The 26,408-nt window shown below is 65.4% G+C and carries 28 protein-coding genes and 1 pseudogene; 20 read left to right on the top strand and 9 right to left on the bottom strand.

Features of this window, described 5'->3' with window-relative positions; all coding sequences use genetic code 11:
• Positions 1-65 precede the first annotated feature (65 nt).
• Positions 66-1,271: a pyridoxal phosphate-dependent aminotransferase gene (locus tag BLJ79_RS08045; protein WP_071214189.1), complete on the top strand. Its 1,206-nt coding sequence runs from the start codon at positions 66-68 to the stop codon at positions 1,269-1,271.
• A 142-nt stretch (positions 1,272-1,413) separates the two neighbouring features.
• On the top strand, positions 1,414-1,824 hold the full coding sequence (locus BLJ79_RS08040; RefSeq protein ID WP_071214188.1) for a DUF2695 domain-containing protein: 411 nt from the start codon (positions 1,414-1,416) through the stop codon (positions 1,822-1,824).
• Positions 1,825-1,830: 6 nt separating this feature from the next.
• On the opposite strand, the gene BLJ79_RS08035 is transcribed toward BLJ79_RS08040, so the two are convergent.
• The gene (locus BLJ79_RS08035; RefSeq protein ID WP_071214187.1) at positions 1,831-2,316 is read right to left on the bottom strand and encodes a septum formation family protein; all 486 of its coding nucleotides are present in this window, start codon (positions 2,314-2,316) and stop codon (positions 1,831-1,833) included.
• Positions 2,317-2,459: 143 nt separating this feature from the next.
• On the opposite strand from BLJ79_RS08035, the gene BLJ79_RS08030 reads away from it, so the two are divergent.
• Positions 2,460-3,101, top strand: a complete 642-nt coding sequence (locus BLJ79_RS08030) for a hypothetical protein (RefSeq protein WP_071214186.1) — start codon at positions 2,460-2,462, stop codon at positions 3,099-3,101.
• Positions 3,098-3,298 carry a DUF6186 family protein gene (locus tag BLJ79_RS08025; RefSeq protein WP_071214185.1) on the top strand — a complete coding sequence of 67 codons (201 nt, stop codon included), beginning with the start codon at positions 3,098-3,100 and terminating at the stop codon, positions 3,296-3,298. The genes BLJ79_RS08030 and BLJ79_RS08025 overlap by 4 nt, the downstream gene beginning before the upstream one ends.
• A gap of 19 nt (positions 3,299-3,317) precedes the next feature.
• On the opposite strand, the gene BLJ79_RS08020 is transcribed toward BLJ79_RS08025, so the two are convergent.
• Together BLJ79_RS08020 and BLJ79_RS08015 are read right to left on the bottom strand one after the other, a co-directional pair.
• Complete coding sequence (locus BLJ79_RS08020) at positions 3,318-3,755, bottom strand: acyl-CoA thioesterase (RefSeq protein WP_083411102.1); 438 nt, start codon at positions 3,753-3,755, stop codon at positions 3,318-3,320.
• Positions 3,756-3,840: 85 nt separating this feature from the next.
• Positions 3,841-4,356, bottom strand: coding sequence for a MarR family winged helix-turn-helix transcriptional regulator (locus tag BLJ79_RS08015; RefSeq protein ID WP_071214184.1), 516 nt, complete (start codon positions 4,354-4,356; stop codon positions 3,841-3,843).
• Positions 4,357-4,448: 92 nt separating this feature from the next.
• On the opposite strand from BLJ79_RS08015, the gene BLJ79_RS08010 reads away from it, so the two are divergent.
• On the top strand, positions 4,449-5,120 hold the full coding sequence (locus BLJ79_RS08010; RefSeq protein WP_071214183.1) for an NADPH-dependent F420 reductase: 672 nt from the start codon (positions 4,449-4,451) through the stop codon (positions 5,118-5,120).
• Positions 5,121-5,159: 39 nt separating this feature from the next.
• The gene (locus BLJ79_RS08005; RefSeq protein ID WP_071214182.1) at positions 5,160-6,203 is read left to right on the top strand and encodes an LLM class flavin-dependent oxidoreductase; all 1,044 of its coding nucleotides are present in this window, start codon (positions 5,160-5,162) and stop codon (positions 6,201-6,203) included.
• A gap of 374 nt (positions 6,204-6,577) precedes the next feature.
• On the opposite strand, the gene BLJ79_RS08000 is transcribed toward BLJ79_RS08005, so the two are convergent.
• Positions 6,578-7,474, bottom strand: coding sequence for a hypothetical protein (locus tag BLJ79_RS08000; RefSeq protein ID WP_175475421.1), 897 nt, complete (start codon positions 7,472-7,474; stop codon positions 6,578-6,580).
• Positions 7,475-7,747: 273 nt separating this feature from the next.
• Here BLJ79_RS08000 and BLJ79_RS07995 point away from each other — a divergent pair, with 273 nt between their 5' ends.
• Positions 7,748-8,113 (top strand): dihydrofolate reductase family protein, encoded by a 366-nt coding sequence (locus BLJ79_RS07995; RefSeq protein ID WP_071214181.1) that lies wholly within the window; start codon positions 7,748-7,750, stop codon positions 8,111-8,113.
• Between the two features lie 102 nt (positions 8,114-8,215).
• Here the strand turns inward: BLJ79_RS07995 and BLJ79_RS07990 are convergent, their stop codons facing one another.
• Positions 8,216-8,761 (bottom strand): YceI family protein, encoded by a 546-nt coding sequence (locus tag BLJ79_RS07990; RefSeq protein WP_071214180.1) that lies wholly within the window; start codon positions 8,759-8,761, stop codon positions 8,216-8,218.
• A gap of 351 nt (positions 8,762-9,112) precedes the next feature.
• Between BLJ79_RS07990 and BLJ79_RS07985 the strand changes: the two genes are divergently transcribed.
• Positions 9,113-10,210, top strand: a complete 1,098-nt coding sequence (locus BLJ79_RS07985; RefSeq protein WP_071214179.1) for a pyridoxal-phosphate-dependent aminotransferase family protein — start codon at positions 9,113-9,115, stop codon at positions 10,208-10,210.
• Positions 10,211-10,274: 64 nt separating this feature from the next.
• On the opposite strand, the gene BLJ79_RS07980 is transcribed toward BLJ79_RS07985, so the two are convergent.
• Complete coding sequence (locus tag BLJ79_RS07980; protein WP_071214178.1) at positions 10,275-10,523, bottom strand: hypothetical protein; 249 nt, start codon at positions 10,521-10,523, stop codon at positions 10,275-10,277.
• A 338-nt stretch (positions 10,524-10,861) separates the two neighbouring features.
• On the opposite strand from BLJ79_RS07980, the gene BLJ79_RS07975 reads away from it, so the two are divergent.
• From BLJ79_RS07975 to BLJ79_RS23335, 12 genes are all read left to right on the top strand, one after another.
• The gene (locus BLJ79_RS07975) at positions 10,862-11,212 is read left to right on the top strand and encodes an ArsR/SmtB family transcription factor (RefSeq protein WP_071214177.1); all 351 of its coding nucleotides are present in this window, start codon (positions 10,862-10,864) and stop codon (positions 11,210-11,212) included.
• Positions 11,209-11,694 carry an SRPBCC family protein gene (locus BLJ79_RS07970; protein WP_071214176.1) on the top strand — a complete coding sequence of 162 codons (486 nt, stop codon included), beginning with the start codon at positions 11,209-11,211 and terminating at the stop codon, positions 11,692-11,694. The genes BLJ79_RS07975 and BLJ79_RS07970 overlap by 4 nt, the downstream gene beginning before the upstream one ends.
• A gap of 160 nt (positions 11,695-11,854) precedes the next feature.
• Positions 11,855-13,099, top strand: a complete 1,245-nt coding sequence (locus BLJ79_RS07965; RefSeq protein ID WP_139194776.1) for a LolA family protein — start codon at positions 11,855-11,857, stop codon at positions 13,097-13,099.
• On the top strand, positions 13,096-14,067 hold the full coding sequence (locus tag BLJ79_RS07960) for an ABC transporter ATP-binding protein (protein ID WP_071214174.1): 972 nt from the start codon (positions 13,096-13,098) through the stop codon (positions 14,065-14,067). The genes BLJ79_RS07965 and BLJ79_RS07960 overlap by 4 nt, the downstream gene beginning before the upstream one ends.
• Positions 14,057-14,872, top strand: coding sequence for an ABC transporter permease (locus BLJ79_RS07955; protein WP_286135307.1), 816 nt, complete (start codon positions 14,057-14,059; stop codon positions 14,870-14,872). The genes BLJ79_RS07960 and BLJ79_RS07955 overlap by 11 nt, the downstream gene beginning before the upstream one ends.
• A 38-nt stretch (positions 14,873-14,910) precedes the next feature.
• Positions 14,911-15,858, top strand: a complete 948-nt coding sequence (locus BLJ79_RS07950) for a hypothetical protein (protein ID WP_071214172.1) — start codon at positions 14,911-14,913, stop codon at positions 15,856-15,858.
• Between the two features lie 538 nt (positions 15,859-16,396).
• Entirely contained in the window at positions 16,397-17,203 is an 807-nt protein-coding gene (locus tag BLJ79_RS07945) for a hypothetical protein (protein ID WP_071214171.1), read from the top strand.
• A gap of 228 nt (positions 17,204-17,431) precedes the next feature.
• Positions 17,432-18,382 (top strand): excalibur calcium-binding domain-containing protein, encoded by a 951-nt coding sequence (locus BLJ79_RS23695; RefSeq protein WP_286135305.1) that lies wholly within the window; start codon positions 17,432-17,434, stop codon positions 18,380-18,382.
• A 244-nt stretch (positions 18,383-18,626) separates the two neighbouring features.
• Positions 18,627-19,331, top strand: a complete 705-nt coding sequence (locus tag BLJ79_RS07935) for an HNH endonuclease family protein (RefSeq protein WP_071214169.1) — start codon at positions 18,627-18,629, stop codon at positions 19,329-19,331.
• Between the two features lie 125 nt (positions 19,332-19,456).
• Positions 19,457-20,029, top strand: coding sequence for a hypothetical protein (locus BLJ79_RS07930; protein ID WP_071214168.1), 573 nt, complete (start codon positions 19,457-19,459; stop codon positions 20,027-20,029).
• Positions 20,026-20,595, top strand: a complete 570-nt coding sequence (locus BLJ79_RS07925; protein WP_083411098.1) for an OmpA family protein — start codon at positions 20,026-20,028, stop codon at positions 20,593-20,595. Before BLJ79_RS07930 ends, BLJ79_RS07925 begins: the two co-directional genes overlap by 4 nt.
• A gap of 85 nt (positions 20,596-20,680) precedes the next feature.
• The gene (locus BLJ79_RS23335; RefSeq protein ID WP_175475420.1) at positions 20,681-20,848 is read left to right on the top strand and encodes a hypothetical protein; all 168 of its coding nucleotides are present in this window, start codon (positions 20,681-20,683) and stop codon (positions 20,846-20,848) included.
• A gap of 166 nt (positions 20,849-21,014) precedes the next feature.
• On the opposite strand, the gene BLJ79_RS07920 is transcribed toward BLJ79_RS23335, so the two are convergent.
• The 3 genes and pseudogenes from BLJ79_RS07920 to BLJ79_RS07910 form a co-directional block, all read right to left on the bottom strand.
• The gene (locus BLJ79_RS07920) at positions 21,015-24,851 is read right to left on the bottom strand and encodes a choice-of-anchor I family protein (RefSeq protein WP_071214166.1); all 3,837 of its coding nucleotides are present in this window, start codon (positions 24,849-24,851) and stop codon (positions 21,015-21,017) included.
• Between the two features lie 200 nt (positions 24,852-25,051).
• Positions 25,052-25,372: pseudogene (locus BLJ79_RS07915) on the bottom strand (TAXI family TRAP transporter solute-binding subunit); the annotation flags it as partial.
• Positions 25,373-25,503: 131 nt separating this feature from the next.
• Positions 25,504-26,289 (bottom strand): IclR family transcriptional regulator, encoded by a 786-nt coding sequence (locus tag BLJ79_RS07910; RefSeq protein WP_071214164.1) that lies wholly within the window; start codon positions 26,287-26,289, stop codon positions 25,504-25,506.
• Between the last annotated feature and the right edge of the window lie 119 nt (positions 26,290-26,408).

Below are 26,408 nucleotides of genomic sequence, written 5' to 3'. Positions count from 1 at the left end.
CTGTCCCGGTGCCGTTTGTGACACCCTTGGGGAGAGTAGGAACGCACAAGTTCACTGGAGGAAGAGTGCAGCGCAATTTGAAGGTCGCGGACCGGGCCAAGGTTCCGGCGTTTGAGGTCATGAATATCCTGGATCGGGTAGCCCAGTTGCGGGCCGAGGGCCGGGATGTCATCTCCTTGTGCGCAGGCGAGCCTGGCGATGGCGCACCGAGCGCCGTTTCGCAGCGCGCAGCCCAGATCCACGCCGCCGGCACCCCGATGACCTACACCCCGGCCCTGGGCATCAGGGACCTGCGCGAAGCGGTCGCCAAGCACTACAAGCGTTGGTACAACATCGACGTTTCGGCGGACAACGTCGCGGTTACCACCGGCAGTTCCGGCGCCTTCTTGCTGATGTTCCTTTCCGCGTTCAACGCCGGCGACAAGGTCGCGTTGGCGCGTCCCGGCTACCCCGCCTACGCGAACATCCTGCGCACATTGGGCATCGATGTCATCGAGCTAGATGCTGGGCAGAAGTCCCGCTACCAGCCCACCGTGGAACTGCTTGAAGCGGCCTGGCAGCAGCACGGGCAGCTCGATGGCCTGATGCTGGCCTCGCCGGCGAACCCGACGGGCACCATGGTCTCCGGAGACGAATTGGCTGCCCTCACCGGTTGGTGCAAGGAACGCGGGGTCCGGCTGATCAGCGACGAGATCTACCACGGCATCGACTTCCCGGAGCCGGGCACCGAAGCCCGCCGCTCGGTCAGCGCCTGGGAAATGAACACCGACACGGTCGTGATTTCGAGCTTTTCCAAGTACTGGGGAATGACCGGCTGGCGTCTGGGCTGGGCGCTGGTGCCCGACGACATGCTGCCCACCGTTGATGCGTTGGCCGGCAATGTGGCGCTCTGCCCTCCGGCGCCGGCCCAATACGCCGCGCTCGAGGCCTTCACCGAGGCCTCCTACGCAGAGGGCGAAGCCCGGGTGGCCGAGTTCGCGCGGACCCGCAAGACGGTCCTGGATTCGATCGGACGCCTGGGATGGGGCGAATGCGCACCGGCCGACGGAGCCTTCTACCTGTATGCGGATCTGGGCGACAAGCTTGGAAACCACGCGAATGCTGCAGCGTATTGCACCGCTTTGCTCGAAGCCGAGGGCGTTGCGATCGTGCCGGGCAATGACTTTGACCGGGTCAACGGGAACACCCACGTGCGCCTGAGCTTCGCCGCCGGGTACGAGGCCGTCACCGCGGCCATCGAGCGAATCGTGCGGTTCCAGGCGAACGCCTGATTCCTTGCGGCAAAGCGCCGCTTCTCCGCACAGCTGTGGTTGGCCCAAATCGGTTCCGCTTGTGCACAGCAGGGGCGCATGCCGGCCCGGCGACAGCATCCAGTGTCCATGCTGAAGACTCCACAGATCCAAGGAGTCCACCATGGAGCAATACACGGTCACGGAACTTGAGGACGCACTCAAGGTCGTAAAGAGGCTGCTGCCTCCGCGCTACGAATGCCTGGCCTGCTACGTCAATCGCATGCTCGACCACGGGTGCAACGGACTGAAGTGGTGCACCACGTACCGGGACCTGCGCGCGCCCCGTGCCACGGCGATGGAACGGAAATTCCCGGCGCTCGGCGGCTACTGCGACTGCGAGGTCCTGGCCAACGTTTTCCGGATCAACGACGGGCTCTGGCCGCACGCGGAAGACGGAAGCATTGACGACACCTACGTCCCGCAGTGCCACAAGGTCCGGCTGGGCACCATCAAACCATGCGAACTGTGGCTCATGCGAAGCGGGGTCCAGTGGGGCGGGGGAGTCTTCCGGCAGGCAACGAAGGCGTCGTAGCCGGGATTATTGGTTGGCACCGGCCAAGGAGCCCGTGATCTTGGGGCTGTCGGGATCCGTGACCAGGCAATGCACGAGCCTGTCGCCCTCGGCCCAGCTGCTTTTGGTGGGCTGCATCGAGGTGTAGTCCAGGCGGGATTCCTCGTACGAGCGCCCCACGAAGGACCTGAATGCGGGGTCGCACTGCTCAAACGTCAGGTCGTCCATGGCCTCCGCAGTCTCGGGATAATCTGCAGTCTGGATGCTGAATTCGTGGAAGACCTCGAGTTCGTGCGGTTCCGCGCAGGGGACCACCGGGACGCGGTCGATGTTGCCCTCACCCGGATCGTTGATGCAGTCGCCGACGCGGATGGAGAAGGCATCGGCGTCGGCTTTCTTGTCGATGGCCCCGGACTCGTCGCGCGGGGCCTCGCTTGCTCCGAGCAGAGCACAGCCACTGAGCGCGAGGGCGCCGGCAACGAACAAGATGGCCGTCTTCGTCAATCGAATCATTGCGGTGTCCCCTGCAGCTGGGTGATGGTTGGGATCATCGTAACCGTCGATTGCACGTGGTCTGCCAGTTGCCCATGCGTGTCGCGAGTGCTCCCGGCCTAAAGTCCCTGTTTGTTGGAGGAGCGCGGTGATGGACTGGGGGCATGGCACAGGATTCGCGGGCCGAGAGCCTTGGATCAGTCTTGCAAAGCAGACTCACCACCGGGTCGTTGGCCGTCCTCGTCCTGGCCGGTGGATTTCACCTGGGTCGCGGCGCGCCCGTCGACGGGGCCGCCTACCTGGCGCTCGCGGCCATCGTCTTCTTCTCGGAGCGTCATGGCCGCAAGGAGCCCGAACGGTCCGGTCTGCGGCAGTGGCCGGCGTTGACGGCGACCGGTCCATGGCTGTGGATGGCCGTGGTGGTGCTGGGCACGGCCTTGGCCATGTTGCCGCTGGGTGACGGGCTGGCGACCGTGCTGCTGGCACTTGGTGCGTTGATGGTGTTGCTGGGGTGGCGGCAGCCGGCCCGCCGATTGACGCCGGACCACGCCCGCCGAAAGGCGGTGCGGCGGACTTCCCTGGCCTGGTCGCTTCTCATCCTGTACCTGTGCGCCTGGGAGCTGGGAATGTTCTTCAGCGACCACTACCACCCGCAGGGGGCCAGGACGTATCCGCCGCTGACCGACTTGGTGGAGCCGTCCTTCCAGCAGCCGTTCACCCGCTGGCTGGCGACGGTGACCTGGCTGGTTGCCTGTGCGCTGGTGCTGCGTGCGCGCCGCGGCAAGGAAAGGGTGGGCGAGCCATGACCCGCGGCATCGCGATCACCGGCTACCTGCTCGTTCCGGTGCTGGGCCTTGTGCTCTTCCTGCTGCCGCGGCGGTGGCCCGATTCCTGGGTTCCGCTCTCGGAAATCACGGGGATGCTGTGGGAAAACCGGGCCGCCCGGCTGACGTTGGTGCTGTTCTGCTGGTGGTTCGGCTGGCACTTCCTGATGGACGGATAGCGGCCCCGCCAGGGGAAGGCTAGCTTTCGTCGGGCTGCTTGATCTTCAGGTGCTCGCCGGGGATGCGGTCGCGATCATAGGTGATCTCCGAGTAACCATGCGGAGCGGGGATTCCGTCCGGGCCCATGTTCACGAACACGATCTTCTCGATGGTCAGGATGGACTGGCGGGTGATCATGTTGCGGACCTCGGCACGCATGGTCAGCGAGGTGCGCCCGAAGTGGGTGGCGGTCAGGCCCATCTCGATGAGGTCGCCCTGCTGCGCGGAGGAGACAAAGTTGATCTCGGACATGTATTTGGTGACGGCAAAGCCGTTGCCCAGCTGGACGATGGCGTAGATCGCCGCTTCCTCGTCGATCCAGCGCAGCAGGCTGCCTCCGAAGAGCGTGCCATTGGCGTTGAGGTCTTCGGGGCGGACCCATTTGCGGGTGTGGAATGTAATGTCGCCTGCGTTCATGGAACGAGTCTATGGCGTTGGTGCCTCGTGGAACGTCCATCGTGACCGGAGCCATGGGTGTGGCAGCCGGCTGTGCCCAGGGGGACTACCCGAGGTGGTCCATGGCCTCGCAGGGATTCGCGCCCGGCTGCGCGCGATGGATGGCCATGGAGAGCTTGGAGACCAGGCCCGCGAGCTGCGTGCTCTCCGCGGCATCGAGTCCGGCAAGCAGGGTCTGCTCTGCGGCGGCGACGCGCGATTCGAGCCGGGTCAGCAGCTCTGTTCCCTGCCGGGTGGCAACGATTTTCCGGGCCCGGCGGTCCGTGGGCGCGGGCACGCGTTCGACGAGCCCGGCCTCGACCAGATCGTCAATGAGGTAGGTCAGCACCGTGCGGTCGATGCCCAGGTGCGCGCCCAGGGCCTGCTGGTTGGCCGGATCGTGGTGGACGACGGTGGAGAGCATCTGGTATCCGCGCACCGAGCAGGGCATTTCCTCCACGGCCTGCGCAAAATGGGTCTGGTGGCCACGCAGGATCATGCCGAGGTGCCACGCGAGATCGCCTGGGATGAATCCCGGCAAAGGCTTGTCCAGTGAAAGGGGTGCGTGTGCAGTGGTAGCCATGGCACCCATCATACCCGAATATGTGGAGTTGCACAGATGATCTGTTCGGAATATAGTCTGTGTAACAGCATATATTTCGGAGAGTAGGACACATGGACATCGGCGAACAAGAGCTCACCGCCTCCCGCGGCACCATCGGCATCCTGGGTGCGGGCCGCGTGGGAACGGCCATCGCACGCCTGGCCGTCGCCGCCGGGTACCGCGTGAAGATCGCCACCTCCAAGCCGGCGGCCGAGAACGCCTTGATTATCGAGATCGTGACCCCGGGCGCCGAGGCCGTCGATGCGGCCGAGGCCGCCGGATCCGACCTGGTGGTTGTGGCCGTTCCGCTGCACAAGTACAAGTCCGTCAACGCCGACGCGCTCGCCGGCCGGGTCGTGGTTGACGCCATGAACTACTGGTCCGTCACCGACGGAGACATTGCCGACTTCGAGGCCGACGACCGTTCCTCATCCGAGGTCGTCGCCGCACATTTGTCGGCCTCGCGGGTCGTAAAGTCCTTCAACCACATCGGTTACCACGAGATGGAACCAGACTCCGCGGCGCCCGGCACCGCCGACCGCCGAGCCCTGGCCATTGCCTCCAACGACGCGGCGGCCAAGGAACAGGTTTCCGCCTTCATCGACGCGCTCGGCTTCGACTCCGTGGACGCCGGGGATCTTGCATCCGGCAGGGCCTTCGAGCCGGGCACGGATGTCTTCAACGGCCGCTTCAACGCCGATGAACTATCGGTGAAGCTGCACACCAGCCTCGTCGCCGCCTGACACGCTTCCCGAAACCTTCAACGAAAGAGACGAACCCACATGGAAATCGGTGCCTACAGCTTTGGCGACACCCAACGCAATTCCGACGGATCCCTGCGTTCCACGACCGAGGCCATCGCGAACCTCTTCGAAGCCATCAAACACGCCGACGCGCAGGGCCTGGACTACTTCGGGGTCGGCGAGCACCACACCGCAACGATGCCCGCCTCCTCGCCCGGTGCCATGATCGCCGCCGCGGCGGCAGCCACCGGGCAGATCACCCTGGGCAGTGCCGCAAGCATCATCGGCACCGACGACCCGGTGCGCATCTTCCAGCAATTCGCCATTGCCGACGCAATTTCCGGCGGGGGTCGGGTGGAAATCACCGCCGGGCGCGGCTCCTCCGTGGAAACCTTCCCGCTCTTCGGTCACAGCCTGGAGGAATACGACGAGCTCTACGCCGAAAAGCTCGACCTGCTCATGACCATCAACAACGCGACCAGCGAGAACGTCACCTGGTCCGGCACCGTGCGCCCCGCGCTCGAGGACCTGGCCGTGGTGCCGCGCCCGGCCTCCGGCAAGCTGCCGATCTGGCTGGCCACCGGCGGCAACGCCAGCTCCTCGGCCCGTGCCGGCCAGCTGGGCCTGCCGGTGTCCTACGGCATCATCGGCGGGGCACCGCACCGCTTTGCCCCGCTGGCCGAGCTCTACCGCCGCTCCGGCGCCGCCGCGGGCCACGCTCCCGAAACCCTGAAGGTCTCAGTCGGAGCGCTGGGCTTCGTGGCGCCGACCAAGAAGGAAGCGCTGGAGCGCTTCTACCCGGGCTGGCACAACCTCAACGTGGAAATGGGCCGGCTGCGCGGCTGGCCGGCACCGGACAAGCGGGCCTACCTGGCGCAGGCCGACGCCCCGGGTGCCTACTACGTCGGCTCCCCGGACGAGGTCGCCGAGCGCATCGCCCACCTGCACGGACACCTGGGCCACATGCGCCACTTCCTGCAGATGGACATCGGCGGCATCCCGCAGGAACAGCTGCTCGAATCGATCACGCTGCTGGCCACCGAGGTCAAGCCGCGCGTGGCACGCCTGCTGGCGCAGAAGTAGCGGACCTGCGGCGGCGCGGCCACGTCCCGCCGCGGGACCCGGCTGGGTGCCCCCGCGTGGGTTGGCCCAGATGCGTGTAGAACCCCGGCCGGCTCTTTGCTTGGATTGAGGTTGTGGTTCCCATTCATGGGGCAAAGCATTCCACCGACGGCGCGTACGCATCCGGGGGAAGGCCGAACCCATCGTGGAATTCGGCTTGGCGTGTCCAATCGGGGAGTAGCGGATGCCCGCTGGATCAGGAACCACCTGTGTTGCGGCGCATGCGTCAATGGCACAGCCGGGGCGGGAGCGCCTGGCCACTTGGGGGTGGCCGGCTCCCGCCCCCATCAATCTTCACCAGCGTTCTCGGACGCCGGGGAACCCTGGTCCGACGGTCAGGTTGAGCGCCGCTGGTGTATCCCGAGTTCGGCGGCCCGTTCCAGGGACAGGCCGTCGCCGGGATCCACGAGTGCCATGAACAGTGCCAGCGCCGCGGTGCCCAGCAGGGATGTCTTCGTCTCGTGGTCGAGCACCGGCTCGTCCACCTCGGAAAGCAGCCGAAGACCCAGGCCCTCGGCCATGGCCTGCAGCAGGATGTTGAACTCCTGCATGCCAATCCCGGGCCTGAACCTGAATCCGTAGTGCTCAAAGACCTGGGTGTAGAGGGTCATCCACACCTGCGAGAGATTCTTGTACATGCGGTTCAGGGCCACTGCGGACGCGGAGTCGGACTGGGCCGTGGCCACCGCCAGCAACTGGAAACGGTAGGCCGGAAGTTCCATGATCAGCTTGAGGTCCTCGTAGGCCACCCGGTGCACGGCGCGGGAAAAGTCGTCGTCGCTGGTGAGCAAGTCCTTGGCATGGTGCGAGAGTGCCACCTGCAGGCTCCAGTGCTTGTCCGCCAGCGCGTAGGAAATGAAATCCGCCAGGAAATCCCCGTGCGAGCTCCAGCGGTGGCGCATCATGTTTTCGCTCAGCGGGAAGTTCTCGCCGCAGTTGCTTCGTGCCTTGGCCAGGACCTTGCGGCGCGAGAGGTAGGACATCACCGGGCGCGCGTCTTCCTCGTCGGCGTCCAGGAGCTGCTCGGACAGGCCGGGCGTGAACAATTCCGTGGTGAGGTCCAGCGCCGCGTCAAGGAAGGCCCTGGTCTCGCGGCCGTTGGCCAGGCGCTTGCGGGTCAGCGCGGTGCGCCCGGACACCTTGGTCACGATCTTGGCGTCGTACAGGTCCAGGTCGTTCCCCGGGCGCCGATGGGCAGAGCGGTCCGGGGGCGTCTTGTTCCATGAACCCATTGGTGCCTCCAAAACCGGACCTGCTCGTTAAACGCATGACTGATCCCAACGTACAACACCCCGCGGGCGCAAGCGGAGGTCAGGAGCCGAAAAGTTATGTCCGTCCGTTGCACCGCCACCGACTCCGGAGCAAGCCCGTGCCGTGGTTTCCCGGTCGCGTTCCCTTGGCCGCCGCGGGGGTGGCCTCGAACTCCGGGATGCCGGAGACCCCTGGTTCACCGTCCTCTGTCCGGGAAACCGGCACCGGTCCGCACCGGGAGCCGACGAAGGAAGGTGCCGGCCAAGCGCAAGCTGGCGGTGTTGAACAACCTGACCATGCATGTCGCTTCCCGGACGCTGGCCGAGCCGTGGCCCTGGGCGAACTCCGTGCTCCTGCCGCCCGATGCCGCGGACGGCGTCGCGGAGCTCAAGAGCCAGGTTGGCCCGGACCTGCTGGTGATGGGCAGCGGTAATCTCTTGCGTTCCCTGATCGCCGAGGGACTGGTCGCCGAGTACACCTTGCCGATCCATCCGCTGATCCGGGGGAACGGTGGCCGCTTCTTTGACCGGGGTTTGCCGGCCACCGACCTCGAACGGGTCGAAACGCTGGATACCACGACCGGTGTCATCATTGCGGTGTACCGCCCGGCAAATCGGTAGGGCAAGAGGCATGCGGTGCTCAAGGCGCTTCCGCATGCGGAGGTTAAATGCGTGTGGTGCCGCCCGCAACTGCGGACGGCACCACACGAAGGCAGAAGAATATTAGTTCTGCGAAGCGAGCACGAATGCGGAATCGATGTTGATGGTGACCTTGTCGCCAACCAACACGCCCCCGGCCTCGAGGGCGGCGTTCCAGGTGATGCCGAATTCCTTGCGGGAGATCTGCGTGGTGGCGGAGAATCCTGCGCGGGTGGCACCGAACGGGTCAACGGCCACGCCGCCGAACTCGACCTTGAAGCTGACCGGCTTGGTGGTTTCCTTGATGGTCAGTTCGCCGCGCAGTTCGAACTCTTCCGGGGAACCTGCAACGCCGGTGGACACGAAGGTCATTTCCGGAAACTGCTCAACGTTGAAGAAATCCGCGCCCTTGACGTGGGCATCGCGGTTGTTGTCGTTCGAGTCGAAGGACTCGGTCTTGACGATTGCTTCGACCTTGGAGGAATCGATCGAATCGCCCACGGTCAGGGTGCCGGTGACGTCGGTGAATGCGCCGCGGACCTTGGAGATGCCTGCGTGGCGGACCGTGAAGCCAACCTCGGTGTGCGAGGTGTCGAGGTTCCAGGTGCCGGGGATGATTTCAAAGCTCATGGGGAAATTCCTTCTCTCGGAAGCCGGTGCAGCTGACCGGATTGCATGTGTATGCATATAAATATGCCACAGGATGATTGACGTGTCAACCATTTCTTTTGGATGGTGAAACATTCCTTAATCTGCCGCACCCCGGCTGCGGCCCGGGGAACGCTTGGTTGATGCGCGATGAACACCTGGTGCACATGTCGGAGGCAGGTTTGTGAAGGGGTCCTCCCGGTTGCTTGGACGATTGGACGACAGGGGCATTGGTTTCGTTGGCCCAAGGCTTCACATGCGCCCGGGCAGGGACCTTCCGGCATAGGCTGGCTTCGAGGTATCCAGCGATTGCAGTGAGAAGAGAGAGATCAAATGACCCAGATCGTTCCAGTTCGCCACCTTTTCGGGCCGGGCCCGTGCAACCCCTACCCGGAAGCCACCGCAGCGCTTGGCCTGCCCCTGCTGGGCCACCTTGATCCGGCATTCATTGCCCGTATGGACCGCACCTGCGACGGGTTGCGCACCTTGTGGGGAACCGAGAATTCCCGCACCCTGCCACTCAGCGCCACCGGTTCGGCCGGCATGGAGGCCTCGTTCGTGAACACCGTGAAGGCCGGCGACGTTGCGGTCATCGCCGTCAATGGGCTCTTTGGCGAGCGCATGTGCGAGGTCGCTTCGCGCGCCGGCGCGGAAGTCATCCGCGTGGACCACGAGTACGGCACCTCGGTCGACGCCCAGCGGGTCGCCGATGCGCACCCGAATCCGACGGTCATTGCCGCCGTGCACGCGGAAACCAGCACCGGTGTCATCTCCGACATGGCCGCGCTTGGCGCCATCAAGGGCGACGCACTGTTGATCATGGATGCCGTCACCTCGATCGGCGGGATGCCGGTGAAGGTGGATGAATGGGGCGTGGATGTCGCCTATGCCGGAACGCAGAAGTGCATCGGGGTGGCCCCGGGTCTGGCCCCGTTCACCATTTCCGAGCGTGCGTTCGAACGCCGCGTGCAGAGGCCGCAGTCCTGGTACCTCGACCTTGGCTTGCTCGGCGGATACACCACCGGAGGTGCCGGCGGCGGGCGCACCTACCACCACACCGCGCCGGTGGGCATGGTGGCCTCGCTTGAGGCCGGCATCGACCGGATCCTGGCCGAAGGCATTGAAGCTGTCACCGCCCGCCACCAGGCCGCCGGCCAGGCATTGCAGGACGGACTTGAGGAGATGGGCCTGACGCTCTTCGCCGCCGAGGGCCACCGCCTTCCGCAGCTGACCACCGTGTATGTCCCGGAGGGCGTGGACTCGGCCAAGGTCCGTAGCTACCTGCTGGAGCGATTTAACATCGAGATCGGCGGCGGCGTGGGCAAATACGCCAGCACCGTATGGCGCATCGGGCTCATGGGCCCGAACGCCAACCCGACCTCGGTCGCACTGATCCTCGCCGCACTGAAGGAAGCGATCGCCAAGGCCTAACGCCGATCCGCAACCGTTTGCCTGCTGCCCGTCCCGAATCCGGGGCGGGCAGCAGGGTTTTGCGCTAGTACTGGCGGTGGCGCACCCGCTGGCAATGCCCAATCACCCTGTGGGCATCGCAGGAGCGGATGGAGTCCAGCGATTGGAACGGGCGCCGGAGGATCTGGCTGACGTTGCTGAGTACTTCATCCGGGTCGTTGCTGCCCAGAATCCTCAACTCGCGCAACATCAGGTCCTTCTCGGCCCGGCTTGCCGTGTGTGTCGGCCTGTCCAGCAGCATGGTTTCTTCAAGGATCTCGTATTGGTTAGGCATTTCCCCTCTGCCATTCCCCGCCCCCAAGGCGGTAGTGCTCCGGCCATATGACCGTAGTGTCAGTAGAACACAGACCTGGGACATTTTGGAGCGCAGGGCGGCCGAAAAATCCGGAAGTTTTCCTCCGGGACGTTCCATCGGAAATCCATGCACTGCTTGCCGATGGAGCTGGCCGGGGAAATCGGACAAGATTCGGTGACGCGGCCGTAGGGTCACGGCAGGCGGACTTCGGGGTTTGTCCAGTGAAGCGGCGCATGTGGGGGTGTTCGGCGGGGTGCTTGAAGGTCGTGCGGCAAACCCATTGCATCGCGTATCCAAGCGGAGTAACCTACAACCAAATGGTTGTACATGAACTGAGCGAAACCGAGATCGACCGCATCTTCCATGCCATGGCGGATGCAACCCGGCGCGACATCATCAAGCAAGCAATGCTCCGGGAACAATCGGTCTCCGAACTGGCGAAGCGCTATGTGATGAGCTTCGCGGCCGTGCAAAAGCACGTGGCCGTGCTCGAGCGGGCCTCGCTGGTTGCCAAGCAACGGCGCGGGCGGGAGCAGATAGTGCAAGCAAATCCCGAATCACTGCGCTGTGCAGCGCGGCTGCTGGAAGCCTACGAAGACATCTGGCGCGAGCGGGCAAACCGCATTGGGGAGATACTCTCCAACCAACCCGAAGGAACGAAACCATGAGTGTCATCAGCACCCAGAAGGATACGGAGAACCTCACCCTGACATTCGTCGCGGAATTTGCCGCCGACATCGATCGGGTTTGGCAAATCTGGGAGGATCCGCGCCAACTCGAACGTTGGTGGGGCCCTCCCACCTGGCCGGCCACGTTCGTGCGCCACGAGATGTTTGTCGGCGGGGAATCCCGGTACTACATGACCGGGCCCGACGGGGAAAAGGCGCGTGGCTGGTGGAAGATCATCGCGGTCGATGGCCCCAGCGGCTTTGAATTCGAGGACGGGTTCGCCGGGGACGACGGGGAGCCCAGTGGATTCCTCGGCAGCACCCGCTGCGTGGTGACCCTTGAGCAAAACGGCGGGACCACCAGGATGACCACGGTTTCCTCGTTCGAGAGCGCCGAGCAGCTCGAAGAAATGGTCAAGATGGGCATGGAGGAAGGAATGGGCCTGGCCATGGGACAGATCGACGCTTTGCTCGCCGAATAGACGAGTCCGCGGGCGGGCGGGGCCGGCAACAGCACGCCCCGCCCGCTTCCGGGCCAGAACACAGCGTGTTTAAAGGTCGAGGCAGGCCGTGGGCCATCGCCAAGCCCGCGGCTGCGGCGTACCGTGGAGATACCAGGCCGCTTCAACCGGATCGCAGATCATGAAACCCGCTGTGCTCAAGAAATGGATACCTGCCGTGCTGGCGCCCGCAGTCATTGCGGCCTTCGCCATCGGGGCCTCGATCGCCGCCGACGCGCAGGTGCAGCTCGAGCCCAAGACGCCGCAGCAGGTCCTGCAGATGATTGCCGATTCCAAGGTCACCGACTTCTCCGGAAGCACGAGTGCAACCCTGGACCTCGGAATTCCCCGGCTGCCGGATCTGGGAAGCAACGGCACGATGGCAACCCCGGGCACGAGCCCTGGCCCCGGTGCTTCCGCCTCGCCCGATTCAACCACTGCTCCTGACGAAGCGCACCTGATGGAGATGCTCGCGGCACTCTCCGGCACCCACAAGGCCCAGGTCTACGTCGACGGACCCGACAAGGCACGGATCCAGGTGCTCGACGGCATGGATGAACAGAATTTCATCCGCAATGGTTCTTCGCTGTGGCATTACGACTCCTCCAGCAACACCGCGGACCACATCGTGGTTCCCGGGTTCCCCAAGAAGGCCGCCTCGAAGCATTCGACGATGCCGCCGACACCCGGAGCCATGGCAGACAAGATCCTGGAAGCCATGGGGCCAAGCACCGACATGAGCGTGGCCGACGGGCCCCGGATTGCCGACCGCGACGCCTACACCCTCGACTTGGTCCCGCGCAGCGACGACTCCCTGGTTGCGAAGGTGAGCATCGGGGTCGACGCGGCCACCGGGACACCGCTACAGATCGTGGTGGACGCCGTGGGACAACCGACCCCCGCGGTATCCGTGGGATTCACGACCTTCACCCCGGGCACTCCCGCAGCCAACCTCTTTGAGTTCACCCCGCCGGCGGGAGCCAAGGTGAACGAACACAAGGTCCCGCCGCAGGCACTGAAGGACAAGCCCGGACACCATCCCGATGCCGCCAATCCCGGCAAAAAGTTGGGCCACAAGCCCGGCAATGCCAAGCCTGGCAAGCAACCGGGGCACCGATTCGATGCCGCCAAGCCCGGCCACAAGAAAGCAATACAACGCCCCAATTCCATCAGGGGCACCGGTTGGGACACCGTGGTGGTGGTCCAGGCCAAGGACATCCCCAAGGAGGTGGCCGGGAACGCGATGCTGAACCAGCTGGCAACCCCGGTGGAGGGCGGCAAGCTGCTGCACACCTCGCTGCTCAACGTCTTGCTCACCAATGACGGGCGCATGGTCCTTGGCCCGGTCTCGCTGGCCCGGCTGCAGGCCGTCGCCAACGGCCAGTGACCGGGGTGCCGGACATCGGCGACCTCGCCATCCAGACCACGGGGCTGGGCAAGAGCTTCGGGAAACGCCGCGCGGTCAACAACCTCGATTTGGCGGTGCCGCGCGGCTCGGTCTTCGGATTCCTGGGACCCAACGGCTCCGGCAAGACCACTACCATCCGCATGCTGCTGGGCCTGGCAACCCCCAGCAGCGGAACCATCTCCCTGCTCTCCCAACCCATGCCAGTAGCGGCAGGCGAGGTGCTGCCGAAGGTGGGTGCCCTGGTCGAAGGCCCGGCCTTCCACCTTTTCCTCAGCGGCAGGGCCAACCTCACCCGCCTCGATTGCGCCGATGCCACCGCCGACCGCTCCACCCGGACCCGCCGCGTGGAGGAGGCACTGGAAAAGGTCGGGCTCGGCAAGGCCGCGAAGCTTCCGGTGCACGCCTACTCGCTGGGCATGAAGCAGCGGCTGGGGATCGCCAACGCGTTGCTGCGCGAACGCGAGCTGCTGGTGCTCGACGAGCCGACCAACGGCCTGGACCCGCAGGGAACCCGCGAGGTCAGGCACCTGATCAGCGCACTGGCCACGGAGGGGACCACGGTGTTCGTCTCCAGTCACCTGCTCTCCGAGATCGAACAGATCTGCAGCCACGTGGCGGTGATGAGCGTGGGGAACCTCGTGGCCCAGGGAACGCTGGAGCAGTTGCGTGCCCAGGGCCGGCGCGGGGTGAAGGTGGCAACTCCGGATACGGGCGTCGCCATGGCGGTGCTGTCCCGGCTGGGCCTGGACCCGCACGTCGAGCCGGTGCCCGGCGGGGAGGACGGGATCGTGGGCGCGGTCCTGGGCCCGGAAGCCCCGGAACCCGAGCACCTGGTCGAGGGGCTCGTGGCGGCCGGGGTGCGCGTGCGCGGATTCACGGTCCAGCCGGCAAGCCTGGAGGAACGCTTCGTGGCGCTGACCGGGGAGGGGTTCGACCTTGTCCAATAGGGGATTGCTGGCCAACGAAGTCGTCCTGCTGTATCGGCGGCGCCGCACCTGGGCGATGCTGCTGGCCCTGGGCGCGGTGCCGGTGCTCATCGCCGTCGCGGTGCGCCTGACCTCGGGACCGCCCACCGGGCGCGGCCCGGCATTCCTGGACCGGGTGGCCGGGAACGGGTTTTTCGTCGCCATCACCGGCCTGCTGGTGTGCATCCCGCTCTTCCTGCCGCTGACCGTGGCCGTGGTTGCCGGGGACACCATTGCCGGGGAAGCCGGGAGCGGCACGCTGCGCTACCTGCTCACCGCGCCGGTTTCGCGCCCGCGCCTGCTGCTGGTCAAGTTCGCCGTGGCGGCGCTCTTCTGCCTCTCGGCCACCGTCATGGTCGCCCTGTGCGGGCTGGGCATCGGGTCCTTGCTTTTTCCCGTGGGGCCGGTGACGCTGCTCTCCGGGACCACCGTCTCCGCGCCGGCGGCGCTGCTGCGCGTGGGCTTGATCGCGCTGTATGTGGCGGTGTCGTTGATCGGCCTGGCCGCCGTGGGCCTGTTCATCTCCACGCTGACCGACGTACCCGTCGGCGCCATGGCCGCCATCGCGGTGCTCGCCGTGGCCGCGCAGATCCTGGGCCAGCTGCCGCAGCTTGACTGGCTGCATCCGTGGTTGTTCAGCCATCACTGGCTCGGCTTCGCCGACCTGCTGCGGGACCCGATCCGCTGGGCCGAATTCGGGCAGAACGCGCTGCTGCAGGGCGGGTACCTGCTGGTCTTCGGTGCCCTGGCCTACGGCAGGTTCGCCAGCAAGGACGTGCTCTCCTAGGGCAGGTGCCCGGCAGTCCGCCACGCAAGAATGGGGGAATGGACATCGCGACCTGGCTGCTCGACTCCGATCCCTCGCTCCGCTGGCAGGTCATGCGCGACCTGTTGGACAGGCCCGAGCCGGAGGCGGCCCGGGAACGGGCCCGTGTCGCGCTGGAGGGGCACGGTGCACAGGTGCTCGCGCTGCAGGATGCGCGCGGCTACTGGAACAACGACGAATACGGCGAGGACCAGGACCGCCGCTCCGTGTTTTGGTCGCTCGCGCTGCTGCGCCGGCTCGGTGCCGACCCCGCAGCTCCCGGCGTGCACACCGCCGTGGATCGGGTCCACAAGTCTGTCACCTGGAAGTACTGGGACAACCTGCCCTACTTCCACGGCGAGGTCGAACCCTGCATCAACGGCGGCGTGCTCTCCCAGGGCGCCTACTTCGGTGTGCTCGGCGAAGGCGCCGAACGGATCACCGCCCGGCTGCTCGCCGAACAACTCCTCGATGGCGGATGGAATTGCGAGGCGCCCGAGTCATCCACGGTCTCCTCATTCGACACCACGCTCTGCGTGCTCGAGGGACTGCTCGAACACGAACGCGCGGTGGGCCAGGTTCCGGCCGCGCTCGCCGAGGCCCGGAAGCGAGGCGAGGAATACCTGCTGAAGCGCTCGCTCCACCGCAGGCTTTCCACCGGGGAGGTGGCCAACGGGCGCTACCTGAACTTCTCCTTCCCGCCGTACTGGTTCTACGACGTGCTGCGCGCCCTGGACTATTTCCGGGACGCGGGCGGAACATTCAACGCGCGGCTGGAACCGGCCATCGAGGCGCTGCTGTCCCAGCGCGGTGCGGACGGGCGCTGGGCCTCCGGGGTTGCCTGGCCCGGGGATGTCTACCTGCAGGTCGATGCGCCCGAGGGCGAACCGAGCCGCTGGAACACCCTGCGCGCCCTCCGGGTGCTGCGCTGGGCCGGGGCGGAAACGGATTCCTGGGCCGCGGGCTGAACCACTTCGGGACGGACGGCTGAAGTTTGCCGCCGGTTAACGCAACGCTGGGGAAGCGTTGGGCCTGGTGCGTCAGGGTGGGAAACACATGGGTGTTGGGGCGCCCCGGCCACACTTGCTCCAACGAACCGAAGGACATCCACGACATGCCGCAAAAGCCCATGCCCATCACCGCCGTACTCTGTCTGGCTCTCGGCCTGCTCGCCGGGCTCGTTGCTCCGAGCGCGGCACTGGCCGCCGGCACCCCCGATCCACAAGGACCGCCCGTGCACGCGGCACCGGAAAAGGCCATCGACCGGTACCCGACGAGCATCGACTCCGGCTCCTGGGACGCCGGGCACATCCAGGGCATCGCCATCGATGAAAAGGGCGGCTTCGTCTACCACTCGTTCACCAACATGCTCGTGAAGACCGACCTGGACGGCAACGTCGTGGGAACCGTCGAGGGTTCACCGGCCACCTCGGCGACCTGGACTTCAACACCCAGGACGGCCGCGTCTACGGTTCGCTCGAGTACAAGGCCGCCGAGTCCTTCTACATGGCAATCTTCGACGTCGAGAAGATCACCGAGATCGGCATGGACGCGGAGAATTCGGGCATCGTCACCGCCGTCTATCTGGAGGAAGTTGTCGACGACTTCACGGCGGACCTGGACGGCAACGGGATCTTTGACGGAGACACCGCCAACACCGCCGACCACCGCTATGGTTCCAGCGGCATCGACGGGGTTTCCTTCGGGCCGGCCTTCGGCGCCGCCAACGGCAAGCAACAACTGATGGTCGCCTACGGGATCTACCGGAACAACCAGCGCGAGGACAACAACCACCAGGTCATTCTGCAGTACGACGTCTCCCGCTGGGGCAAGTTCGAACGACCGCTGACCCAGCAGGACCCGCACTCCTCGGGACCGGCCGAGGTGGACGGAAAGTTCTTCGTACACACCGGAAACACCAACTTCGGTGTCCAGAACCTCGCCTACGATGAAGCCAGCAAGAACTGGTACCTCGGGGTCTACCGCGGGTCCAAGCCCGGCTACCCAAACCGCACCCTGTACGTCGTGGACGGCACCGCAGCCCCGACCGAAGGGACGCTCCACGGGCAGCCGGGCAATGAGAGCGGGCTGCTGCTGTCGTTGGTCCAGGCCGGCATCCCCGATGAGTCCACCGGCATCTTTGGCTGGGAGTTCAAGGCGGATGTCGGCATCGAGCCGGTCGGCCACGGCTACTTCTACGTCGCGCGGGACTTCGACGACTATTCCAGCGGGCACACGCAGGAAGCCGCAACCCTGGAGCTGTACCGGTGGACCGGTGCCGGCGGCGCCGGATTCGAGCGCGTGGTCCGCTGACGACGCCTGGCAACCCAACCGAAGGCCGGGGAACGCATCTTGCGCGTCCCGGCCTTCGGCGTATCACCGCCAGGGGGTCACAATCGGTGCGCACCGCAGCGCATTCATCGCTGTCACCCGACGTTTGGGTGAATTCGAGGACGGCAACACGAAGTAAGAAATGACCACCCGCGCAATCGTGGCTATGGTTTGGCTATTGGTTGGAATAGTTGAAGGTTTGGGGAAATCGTGAGCTGGAGCAATGAATCGGTGCCGTTGAAACGGCGGAAGAACGTGCGTTGGATTTGGTTGGGGCTTGCCGTTGCGGTCCTGCTCCTGTTGGGTATCGCCGGGGCGCTGCCGGGGTTGATGATTTTTGCCGGAATCATCGCCCTGATCCTCGGCATCGTGGCCTTGCTGGCCAACGGCATCAAATGGGCAAGGATCCCGAATCGCAAGTTCGGGGCCGAGGTCGCTGGCGCGGCGCTGGTCCTGACGATTGCTGGCGGTGCCTTGAGCGGCACCGAGGGGACTGCCAACCCGGAGGCCTTGCTCGAAGAACCAGCGGTGGCCGAGACGCTCCAGGCGGACCTCGCGAGCTTCATCGGCAAGTCCTGCGAATTCGACTACCAGGTCATGACCCAGGGCGATGACAACAATTATTGCGACGAGGATTCAACCGGCGGGCTGATCTGGGTCGACCAGGAGACCCACGATCGTGCCGAGACCGACCTTGCGGTAGCCCGTGAAGCCGAAACCCAGAAGAAGTTGGACGAGGCAGCGGCAGCCGAGGCGAAGGAAGCCGAGCAGGCCAAGACGGCGGCAGCTGCGAAGGCCAAGGAAGCAGCCGAGGCCAAGAAGGTGGAAGCTGCGGAATCGGCGAAGGCCAAGGAAGCGGCCGACGCCAAGAAGGCGAAAGTGGCGGCAGCGGCGAAGGCCAAGGAAGCGGCCGACGCCAAGAAGGCGAAAGCGGCGGCAGCCGAAAAGGCCAAGAAAGCAGCTGAGGCCAAGGCAGCCCTGGCCGCAGAAAAGGCCCGCAAAAAGAAGATCGCCGAGGCAGAGGTTCGGAAGAGTCCCTCCAGCACCTATTACAAGAACTGCACCGCGGTGAGGAATGCCGGGGCTGCCCCGATCTACAGGGGCGAACCGGGATACAGCCGCAAACTGGACCGCGACGGCGACGGCATCGCCTGTGAGTAGCGACGAAGGGTCGACACCGGCTGGTTCCACAACGCGGAGGAACCCGAAACCCAGCAACAGGACCGGAACTGCCGTCCTTCTTTCGGGGATGGCCTTGGCACTCGGCTTGGTGTTGGTATCTTGCACGGGAGCGGGCATCGAAACCCCAGCTGGTGCTGCGCCGGTTATCTGGTCAGAGGCTCCAACCGCGGAACCCTTGGTGGTTTGGTCGGAGGCACCCACGCCGGAGGCACCAGCAGTTTCCGTGTCCGAACCCGAACCGTCGGCCGAAAAGGCCCAGGCGCCGGCCGAGCCATCGCAGGCACCTGCAGACGCCTCTGCGGCACCGGCACCACCGTCCGGCAGTGAAAACCCCACCCAAGCCAAGGCCGGCACGACGCTGCACCAACTTGCGGGCATCCAGATCAAGGGGCGGGCACCGAAGACCGGTTACGAACGCAGCTTGTTCGGCAGCGGCTGGAAAGATCCGGACCGCAACGGCTGCGATGCCCGCAATGACATGCTGCGTCGTGACCTGAAAGGGATCGAGGCGAAGCCGGGGACCAACGGCTGCGTCATCACCAGCGGTGTTCTCGCGGACCCGTTCACGGGAAAACGCATCGATTTCGTACGCGGGCAGGGGACCAGTACCAAGGTCCAGATCGACCACGTCGTGGCGCTGTCCGATGCCTGGCAAAAGGGTGCACAAAAGATGACCGAAGAGCAACGAGTCGCCTTTGCCAATGACCCACTGAACCTCTTGGCGGTCGATGGTCCGTCAAATGCTTCCAAGGGCGATTCGGATGCGGCCACGTGGTTGCCGCCGAACAAGCCGTTCCGTTGTTCCTACGTCGCACGGCAGACCGCGGTCAAGGCCAAGCACGGCTTATGGATGACCAAGTCCGAGCATGAAGGGATCAAGCGAATCCTCACCTCGCAATGCCCAAAGCAGGCGATCCCCGCGGGTTGAAGATCCAGGGACTGGACCCAAGCTGTCTTAAATGGTCTTTGACATGGGAATCCGGAACAATTGAGGGTTGATCCCCGAGCCCATGGCGGGAACCGACGTCTCGCCGATACACCACCTGGAGAGTCATGAGACCCGTCTTTTCCCTGGTTGCCGCAGGCCTTCTGGCCACCGCTTTGCTGGCCGGATGCAGCGTTCAGAACCAGGCGCCCGCCTCCGCGGAAACCAATTCACCGGTTGAAGCCGCCGCCGCGGACGAAGGCGCTCCGGCTCGCGTCGTGTCGGTCGATACCGGGACGGTGATCGCCCAGCAGGAGTACAAGATTCCAGGCTCCAAGGACGACAAGGTGACCTTCGGCGTCCAGTCCCTGGCGGTCGAGGGAAAAACGATGGTCCTGAAGTTGGTGCTCACTCCGAACTTCGCGTCCGTCAGCGATTCCGAGGCCGTTTCCGTCTACGACATGACCGGAAACGTAACGTTCAATCCGCGGCTGGTCGACCGGGAAAACCTCAAGGAATATTCGCTGCTGACCGAATCCGTTTACACCTGGGCGACGGACCGCGTGCACACCGAGACGACCAACCATGAACCGGTCATTTGGTGGGGCGTCTACGCGGCCCCGGAAGACGAAAATGAATCTTTTGACTTGCGCGTGCTTGATGCAATGGCCGAATTCCCCGACATGCCGGTGCAACGATGAGCGGCACTTGCACGCGGGCAGTGCTCGCCGTGCTCCTTGCGGCGTCCCTCGGACTGCAGGCCCTCCCGGCCCAGGCATCCTACGACAGCCCCCGGGAACTGCCCGAGCCGACCAGGGAACAACTGGACAGGTCGGTGAGCTCCTGGGACACCCGTGGAAGCATCCGCGTCTGGGCCGCCGACCGTTCGGTCAAGCCGGTCGAACAGGTGGATACCACGGCGGGGGAAACAACGATCAGCCTGGCCACCGACATCTTGTTCACGCCCGACAGTTCCAAGATCCCCTCCGCCGCCGGAGCTCGGCTGAGGGCGCTCGCGAACAAGATCCCAAAGGGTGCAACGGTGGAAGTGAACGGCCACACCGACTCGGTCAAGAGCACGGTGGGCAACAAAAAGCTTTCCACCGACCGGGCCAATGCGGTTGCAGCCGTCCTGAAGGCGGAGCGCAAGGACCTGACGCTGAAAGCCAGGGGACTGGCCGCCACCGTGCCGGCCGTGCGCGAGGACCCCAAGGAGCCCTCGACCTTTGCGGCAAACCTGCGAGTGGAAATCATCTACACCCACTGACCCGATAGCCCCGCGAACAACCTGTTGCCAAGAAGCGACGCCGGTGCAACTGTGGAGGTAACCGAACCCTTCCGGGAGGCACACCATGGGCAACAACCACCACGAGGACGAACGCTACAAGAAGTTCTACGACCGCCCGCCGCATGGCGAAGTGCCCAGGGATCCACGGATCAGGGAGGCCAAGGAAGGCGGTTCGGAGCCCGTCGAGAACGGCGCGGACGCGAGCGCAAAGCCGGACCCGTCCCGCACCTAGGAAGTGTTCCAAAGCGCGGCCTGCCCATCGCAGCGGGGCTGCCCCTGGCCTTCATCCTCACGGACACACTCATCGATCGGGCAGGCAGGTCCGCCCGCTTAACGCAATCGTCCCGCGCCCCCACCGATGGCGGGGACGCGGGACGAATGGCGCTGGAGGAGCGTGCCTACTCGGCGCTGTCCACCGTTGCGCGGTGGCGACGCCAGAGCAAGAACCCGCCGGCCGCAGCCAGCAGTGCGCCGGCACCGGCAATCACGCCGACGGTGGCACCGGTGTTGGCCAGGTCGCCGTTCGGCTGGGGTGCAGCAGCTTCCGGCTCGTCGTCGCCGTCGTTGGCCTGCGGTCCGACAGGTGCCTTGGAAGGCTCCTGATCCTCCGCTGCGGGAGTTTCGCTCGGTGCAGGCTCCTCGCCCGGAGCGGTCGCGGCCGCAACCTCGACCTCGACGGCGATGTCCTCGTGGCCCACGGTCGAGACCAGCAGCGTGTGGGCGCCGGTCTCGAAGTCGGCCGGAACCGCGATCTCGAACGCGGTTTCGCCCTCGGCGTTGGCCGCGGGGATCTCGAGCGCTTCGATCGGGTCCGAGTGCAGGACCGCGGAGATCCGCATGCCCTCCGCAAGCCCGGTGACCTCGGCCTTGAGGGTTTCGCCCTGCGTGACGGTGGCTGCTTCGAGGTCGACCGTGGCCCACTCGGTGCCCGCCACCACGGTGCGACCCAGCGGGGCGGGGTCGACCAGCGGGTGCGCCTTGAAGTACTCCACGGCGGCGACCAGGTCGATCTGGCCGCTGTCGGCGGCGTTGGCGCCCTGGGCGAAGGTGGTGAAGTTGTCCCCGCCCTCGGCCAGGAAGGAGTTGGCCGCCACGCGGAAGACCTGCTCCGCGGTGACTTCCTCGCCCTTGAACGTCATGGACTTGATGTGCTCTCCCCGTGCGGCATCCGGGTCATAGCTGTAGGCCAGGTCCGCGGAGATGCCCAGGTGCAGCTTCGGGCGCGAGGATCCCTCGGGCTGCCACTGCTCCTCGAGGATGTCCTTGAGCTGGGCACCGGTGAGGTCCTGGGTGATCAGGGTGTTGCCGAAGGGCTGGACGCTGGCCGCGTCCTGGTAGCTGACGGTGCCTTCCTTGCCGAAGAGCAGGTCGGCGCGCAGGCCGCCGGGGTTCATGATCCCGATGTCGGCCTTCTCGCCGCCGAAGGACTCGTTGGAGGTCGACCAGAGGTGCATGTCGGCCACCAGGTTCCCGAGGCTTGATTCGACGCCGCGGTCCGAGCCCTCGGTGCCGCCGCGGGTGATGTCGGCGCTGATTTCGCCGACCCGGACGGCTCCGGCGACCTCCGCCTCGGCGGTGGCCTTCTCGACGATCTTGCCCACCGAGGCCAGGGCCTCGTGGTTCGCGGTGGTTTCCCCGGCCTCGTCGGTCGTGGTCAGCGCGAGCAGCTCGGCGTCGAGGGAGAGAACGTCCTTGGTTTCCGGATCGACCTCGAGGGCCAGGGCCCCGAGGGTCGTGCCGTACTGGTGGGACTGGACGACGGGGCGTTCAAGTCCTGCCGCCCAGCCCTCGACGGGGAACGAGCAGTCGTAGGACTGGTGGGTGTGCCCCGAGAAGATCGCATCGATCTTCGGCGAGGCCTTGCGGACCAGCTCGCCGTAGGTGGTCTTTTCCGTGGCGATGGCCTCGCAGGTGTCCACCGCCGACCCGTCGTGGGTCAGCAGCACGATTGCGTCGGCTTCCCCGTTGGCGTCCTGGCCGTCGGTCAGCTGCTCGGCAACGCGGTTGGCTGCCTCGAGCTGGTCGCCGAACTCGATGTCCTTGATGCCGTTGGGGGAGACCATGGCCGCGGTGGATTCGGTGACGGTGCCGATGAATCCGACCTTCACGCCGTCGACCTCGCGGATCGCGTATTCGCCCAGCGCAGGGGTCTTGGTGCCCTTCTGGTACACGTTGGCGCCCAGTGCGAGGTCGGCCCCGTTTTCGCCGGTGGCGGTTGCGTAGCGCGGGATCACGCGGTTGAGCAGGTCGTCGAATCCGGCGTCGAATTCGTGGTTGCCCACCACCGAGACATCCAGGCCCGCCGCGCCGAGCGCGTCGATGGCAGGGTTGTCCTGCTGGGAGAAGGAGGTGAAGGTCGAGGCGCCGATGTTGTCGCCCGCCGAGACGAAGAGCGTGTTGGGGTTCGCTTCGGTCAGTTCCTTGACGGCTCCGCCCAGGACCGCGGCGCCGGCCTCGGAGCCGTTGGCCTCGATGCGGCCGTGGAAGTCGTTGATGCCCAGCACCTGGATGCTGGTTGTTGCCGGCTTCTGTGGTTCCGGTGCGGGCACGGCGTCCCCGGTGATGGAGAACAGCGTGGTGGTGCCGGAAACCTCATTGCCCACGGCGAGCATCGGGGCGCCGGTGGGCGAGCCCTCGGCCGGGATGAAGGCCAGGCCCTCCGGTCCCAGGTCTCCGGCCGCGGCGAGGTCCCCGCCGTCTTCGACGGATTGGGAGAAGTCGCGGTTGTTGACGTAGGTGACGAACGTGGAATCCGTGGGCTCGGTGATGTCGTAGACCATGACACCGCCCACGCGCTCGAGGCCGATGAAGGCATAGGTGGATTCGCCGATGGTGCCGATGGCCAGGTTCTCGGGCTCGGGACCCTTGTCCTCGCTGCGGCCCTCGAGGTTCGACTCGGAGTGGTTGGAGTTGAAGAATCCGGGGTTGGCTTCGGCGGTGATCTGCTCGAAGTCGTCGCCCGAGTCGAAGACCTGCTTGCCGTTGGTGTCCCAGATGGAGAAGGAGCGCGAGCCGAAGGAAACAAGTTCCTCGTAGCAGCTGCCGTCGGCGTTCAGCCCGGAGGTGGTGGTGACGTTCAGCCGGCCAAGGTCGGTGTCCGCCAGGAGGCCCGCGGCGGGGCTGTCCTCGCAGACCGGGTCGAGTCCGTCCTGGCCCAGGTCCTTGACGCGGGCGCCCTCCTCGTAGCCGCCGAATTCACGGGCATCTCCCTCGTTGGCCGTGACCAGGTGCGTGATGCCGCCGGCGGTGGTGTAGGCGTTGATGCCATCGGGCATGTAGGCGCCCTTGAGCCCCTCGAAGGTCCGGATGTCGATCTTGCCGTCCTTGTCGGAGGCGTCCAGGCCCTTCCCGGGCAGCGAATGGTCCTTGAACCCGAGGGACCGGATCGCGGTGACGGTGGCGGTGGGCAGGTCGATCTCGGCGATCGCGTTGGCTTCCTGCAGGGCCGCGTAGGCGGTGTTGCCGTCGATGGCGATGTACTCGGGTTCCAGGTTTCGCGAGACCGGCTTGTCCTCCCCGTGCGGGGTCGGCCCGAAGATGCGCACCTCGGCCGGCAGCTTCTTGGAGCCACCTGCCTCGAATTCGTGGAAGTCGGCGGTCTTGACCGCGGACTGTGCCGGGGATGCGAGCTTGGCCGGGAGGGAAACAACGCTGACCGACCCCTCGGGGTCGCTGCTGAAGTCGTCGGCCGGTTCGCCCTCGTTGGCGACCACTGCGTAGCTGCCGTCCGCCGAAATCGAGACCATGTCAGGCAGGGCACCGACCTCGACGCTGCCGAGCACCTTGGCTTGGCCCGCGGTGGCATCGAAGAAGAGCAGCGAGCCCTTGGCGGTCTTGGTGGAAGACTCCAGGGCGATCGCGCCCAGTCCGTCGGCGCGCACCGCCACGGAGTTGGCGATGCCTGAGCCGGAGATCGAGTAGAGCTTGGCGGGCTTCGTCGGGTCGGCGATATCCAGGACGTCGACGGCGCCTGCCTGCGCGTTGACCACAAAGAGGCGTTTGCTGGCGGCGTGGTAGGTGACGATTTCGGCTGCCGACTTGTCGAAGATGCCGGTCTCGTAGGAGCCGACGGCGGACAGTTCGAGTCCGGCGCCCTTGGCCGAATGGGTGATTGGATCGGGCACGATTCCCGCGGCTGCGCTCGAGGCGTAGAACGTGGAACCGGCGAGTGCAAGCGCGGCAATGGCTGCCGAGGCTCGGGTCAAGCGACGCGATGGTCGCCCTGTTTTAGACATGGTTTTCCCAACAAATAGCGAGTGTGCAGGAGTGAGTACACCAATGTCTATCGGTTGAAGGTTTCCGATGGGTGAACGGGGAGCAACGCGGAGGAGCCGGGGCCCAGTTCACCTCCGGGCCCCGGCGCTCGCGTCCCTGGGACATGTCGGGCCGGAGCCGCCACATATGGCCGGCCCAAGCCGTTGCCGTCGCAGGGAGGTTAGCCGTGCAGCGCCCGGTAGGCGTCCGCGGCGGCCGGGTGCAGCGGGATGTCCGCGGTGTTGATCAGCGAATCGGCGCTGAGGAACTGCACCCCGACGCTGGAGCGCGGGATCAGTTCGTCGGCGTGCCCCACCAGCAGGTTGACCGTGGCCTTGGCGGTGTCGGCATCGAGGTCCGCGCGGCACAGCAACAGGTTCGCGACCCCGACGGTCCACACCGCCTCCATGCCCGCGTAGCTTCCGGCCGGGACCAGCACCTTGTCGTAGAAGGCCCCGTACCTCGCCCGCAGCCCCGGCAGCAGCGCCGAGAGATCCAGCAGCTTTCCTTCCGGGGCTTTTCAGGCACTGTGGGGCTGGGAACTCCCGGCTAATGATGGGGCTACGCGGACTCTCAAGCGTTTCGACCTGTGGTTCGGGTTCCTGATTCGCGTCAGGTCCCGGCGATTGTCGATTACTCGAGTTTCTTGACACCACGTGTCAAGGACTCGAGGGCCCGCTTTCGGAATTCCACGGTTAGTCGATGGGTTGGCAGGTAGACCGCGAGCATGCCGGACAGCTGTCCGTCGCGTCGAACGGGAAGGGCCAGCCCGGCTAGGCCTTCTTCGAATTCGTCGACAACAACTGCGTACCCATCCTTTCGGATCTTCTCAATAGCCCGCTTGAGGGTTTCGCCGTCGACAATGGTCTTAGGTGTGTGGCGTTCAAAGATCATGCTGTGGACGATCTTGTCCGATTGAAGTTTGGGCATTTCGGCCAAGAGCTGCCGGACAAACCCGGATGCGGGTGAGTCGATGCTCTGGCCTGCCCACGGGGATGTTACCCCGATGAGCTTCGGTCCCCTGATTTCGTTGATGACGCGGGCCGTTGTTTGACCCGTGGGCACGGCCAGCATCGTGGTTTCTTCCAGCTCATCGGTGATTTGCTGCATGATCACGCTGCTTCGCTCCGGCAGGTCGAAGGCGGGAGTCACGGCCCGGGTGAGGCGCATGATGGTTGGGCCCAGCACCCAATGCCTGTCGCTACCTGGACGAGCTACAACGCCAGCGTCAAACAGGGAAGCCAATAGCCTGGCCACGGTGGAACGCGGCAAGTCGGATGCGATGCTCAGCTGGGCGATGGAGGCACCTTGAGGTATTTGCGCCATGACTTCAAGCAGGTCAAAGGCCCGCTGAAGTGATTCGTTCCGGCCCGTTCCAGGCAGCAGGGAATTCGTGCGCAATGGATCTGCACTGCTCATGCGAATCGTCCTTACAAGGTTGAGGTTGTCCGTTTGTCGATGGAGATCAATCTACCATCTCGTAAGAACATGACCGCAGAGTGGTTGCATAATGACCGCATAGTGGTCATAATCGATTA

Origin of the sequence: Arthrobacter sp. UCD-GKA, assembly GCF_001863355.1 — a bacterium.
Taxonomy (GTDB): domain Bacteria; phylum Actinomycetota; class Actinomycetes; order Actinomycetales; family Micrococcaceae; genus Paeniglutamicibacter.
This window is presented reverse-complemented; position numbering and strand designations above follow the sequence as displayed.

Coding starts and splice junctions, on each gene's coding strand:
- BLJ79_RS08040 (WP_071214188.1), top strand. CDS start 1,414: ATGGAGCAATACACGGTCACGGAACTTGAGGACGCACTCAAGGTCGTA.
- BLJ79_RS08035 (WP_071214187.1), bottom strand. CDS start 2,316: ATGATTCGATTGACGAAGACGGCCATCTTGTTCGTTGCCGGCGCCCTC.
- BLJ79_RS08030 (WP_071214186.1), top strand. CDS start 2,460: ATGGCACAGGATTCGCGGGCCGAGAGCCTTGGATCAGTCTTGCAAAGC.
- BLJ79_RS08025 (WP_071214185.1), top strand. CDS start 3,098: ATGACCCGCGGCATCGCGATCACCGGCTACCTGCTCGTTCCGGTGCTG.
- BLJ79_RS08020 (WP_083411102.1), bottom strand. CDS start 3,755: ATGAACGCAGGCGACATTACATTCCACACCCGCAAATGGGTCCGCCCC.
- BLJ79_RS08015 (WP_071214184.1), bottom strand. CDS start 4,356: ATGGCTACCACTGCACACGCACCCCTTTCACTGGACAAGCCTTTGCCG.
- BLJ79_RS08010 (WP_071214183.1), top strand. CDS start 4,449: ATGGACATCGGCGAACAAGAGCTCACCGCCTCCCGCGGCACCATCGGC.
- BLJ79_RS08005 (WP_071214182.1), top strand. CDS start 5,160: ATGGAAATCGGTGCCTACAGCTTTGGCGACACCCAACGCAATTCCGAC.
- BLJ79_RS08000 (WP_175475421.1), bottom strand. CDS start 7,474: ATGGGTTCATGGAACAAGACGCCCCCGGACCGCTCTGCCCATCGGCGC.
- BLJ79_RS07990 (WP_071214180.1), bottom strand. CDS start 8,761: ATGAGCTTTGAAATCATCCCCGGCACCTGGAACCTCGACACCTCGCAC.
- BLJ79_RS07985 (WP_071214179.1), top strand. CDS start 9,113: ATGACCCAGATCGTTCCAGTTCGCCACCTTTTCGGGCCGGGCCCGTGC.
- BLJ79_RS07980 (WP_071214178.1), bottom strand. CDS start 10,523: ATGCCTAACCAATACGAGATCCTTGAAGAAACCATGCTGCTGGACAGG.
- BLJ79_RS07975 (WP_071214177.1), top strand. CDS start 10,862: ATGGTTGTACATGAACTGAGCGAAACCGAGATCGACCGCATCTTCCAT.
- BLJ79_RS07970 (WP_071214176.1), top strand. CDS start 11,209: ATGAGTGTCATCAGCACCCAGAAGGATACGGAGAACCTCACCCTGACA.
- BLJ79_RS07965 (WP_139194776.1), top strand. CDS start 11,855: ATGAAACCCGCTGTGCTCAAGAAATGGATACCTGCCGTGCTGGCGCCC.
- BLJ79_RS07950 (WP_071214172.1), top strand. CDS start 14,911: ATGGACATCGCGACCTGGCTGCTCGACTCCGATCCCTCGCTCCGCTGG.
- BLJ79_RS07945 (WP_071214171.1), top strand. CDS start 16,397: ATGGCAATCTTCGACGTCGAGAAGATCACCGAGATCGGCATGGACGCG.
- BLJ79_RS07930 (WP_071214168.1), top strand. CDS start 19,457: ATGAGACCCGTCTTTTCCCTGGTTGCCGCAGGCCTTCTGGCCACCGCT.
- BLJ79_RS07925 (WP_083411098.1), top strand. CDS start 20,026: ATGAGCGGCACTTGCACGCGGGCAGTGCTCGCCGTGCTCCTTGCGGCG.
- BLJ79_RS23335 (WP_175475420.1), top strand. CDS start 20,681: ATGGGCAACAACCACCACGAGGACGAACGCTACAAGAAGTTCTACGAC.
- BLJ79_RS07920 (WP_071214166.1), bottom strand. CDS start 24,851: ATGTCTAAAACAGGGCGACCATCGCGTCGCTTGACCCGAGCCTCGGCA.
- BLJ79_RS07910 (WP_071214164.1), bottom strand. CDS start 26,289: ATGAGCAGTGCAGATCCATTGCGCACGAATTCCCTGCTGCCTGGAACG.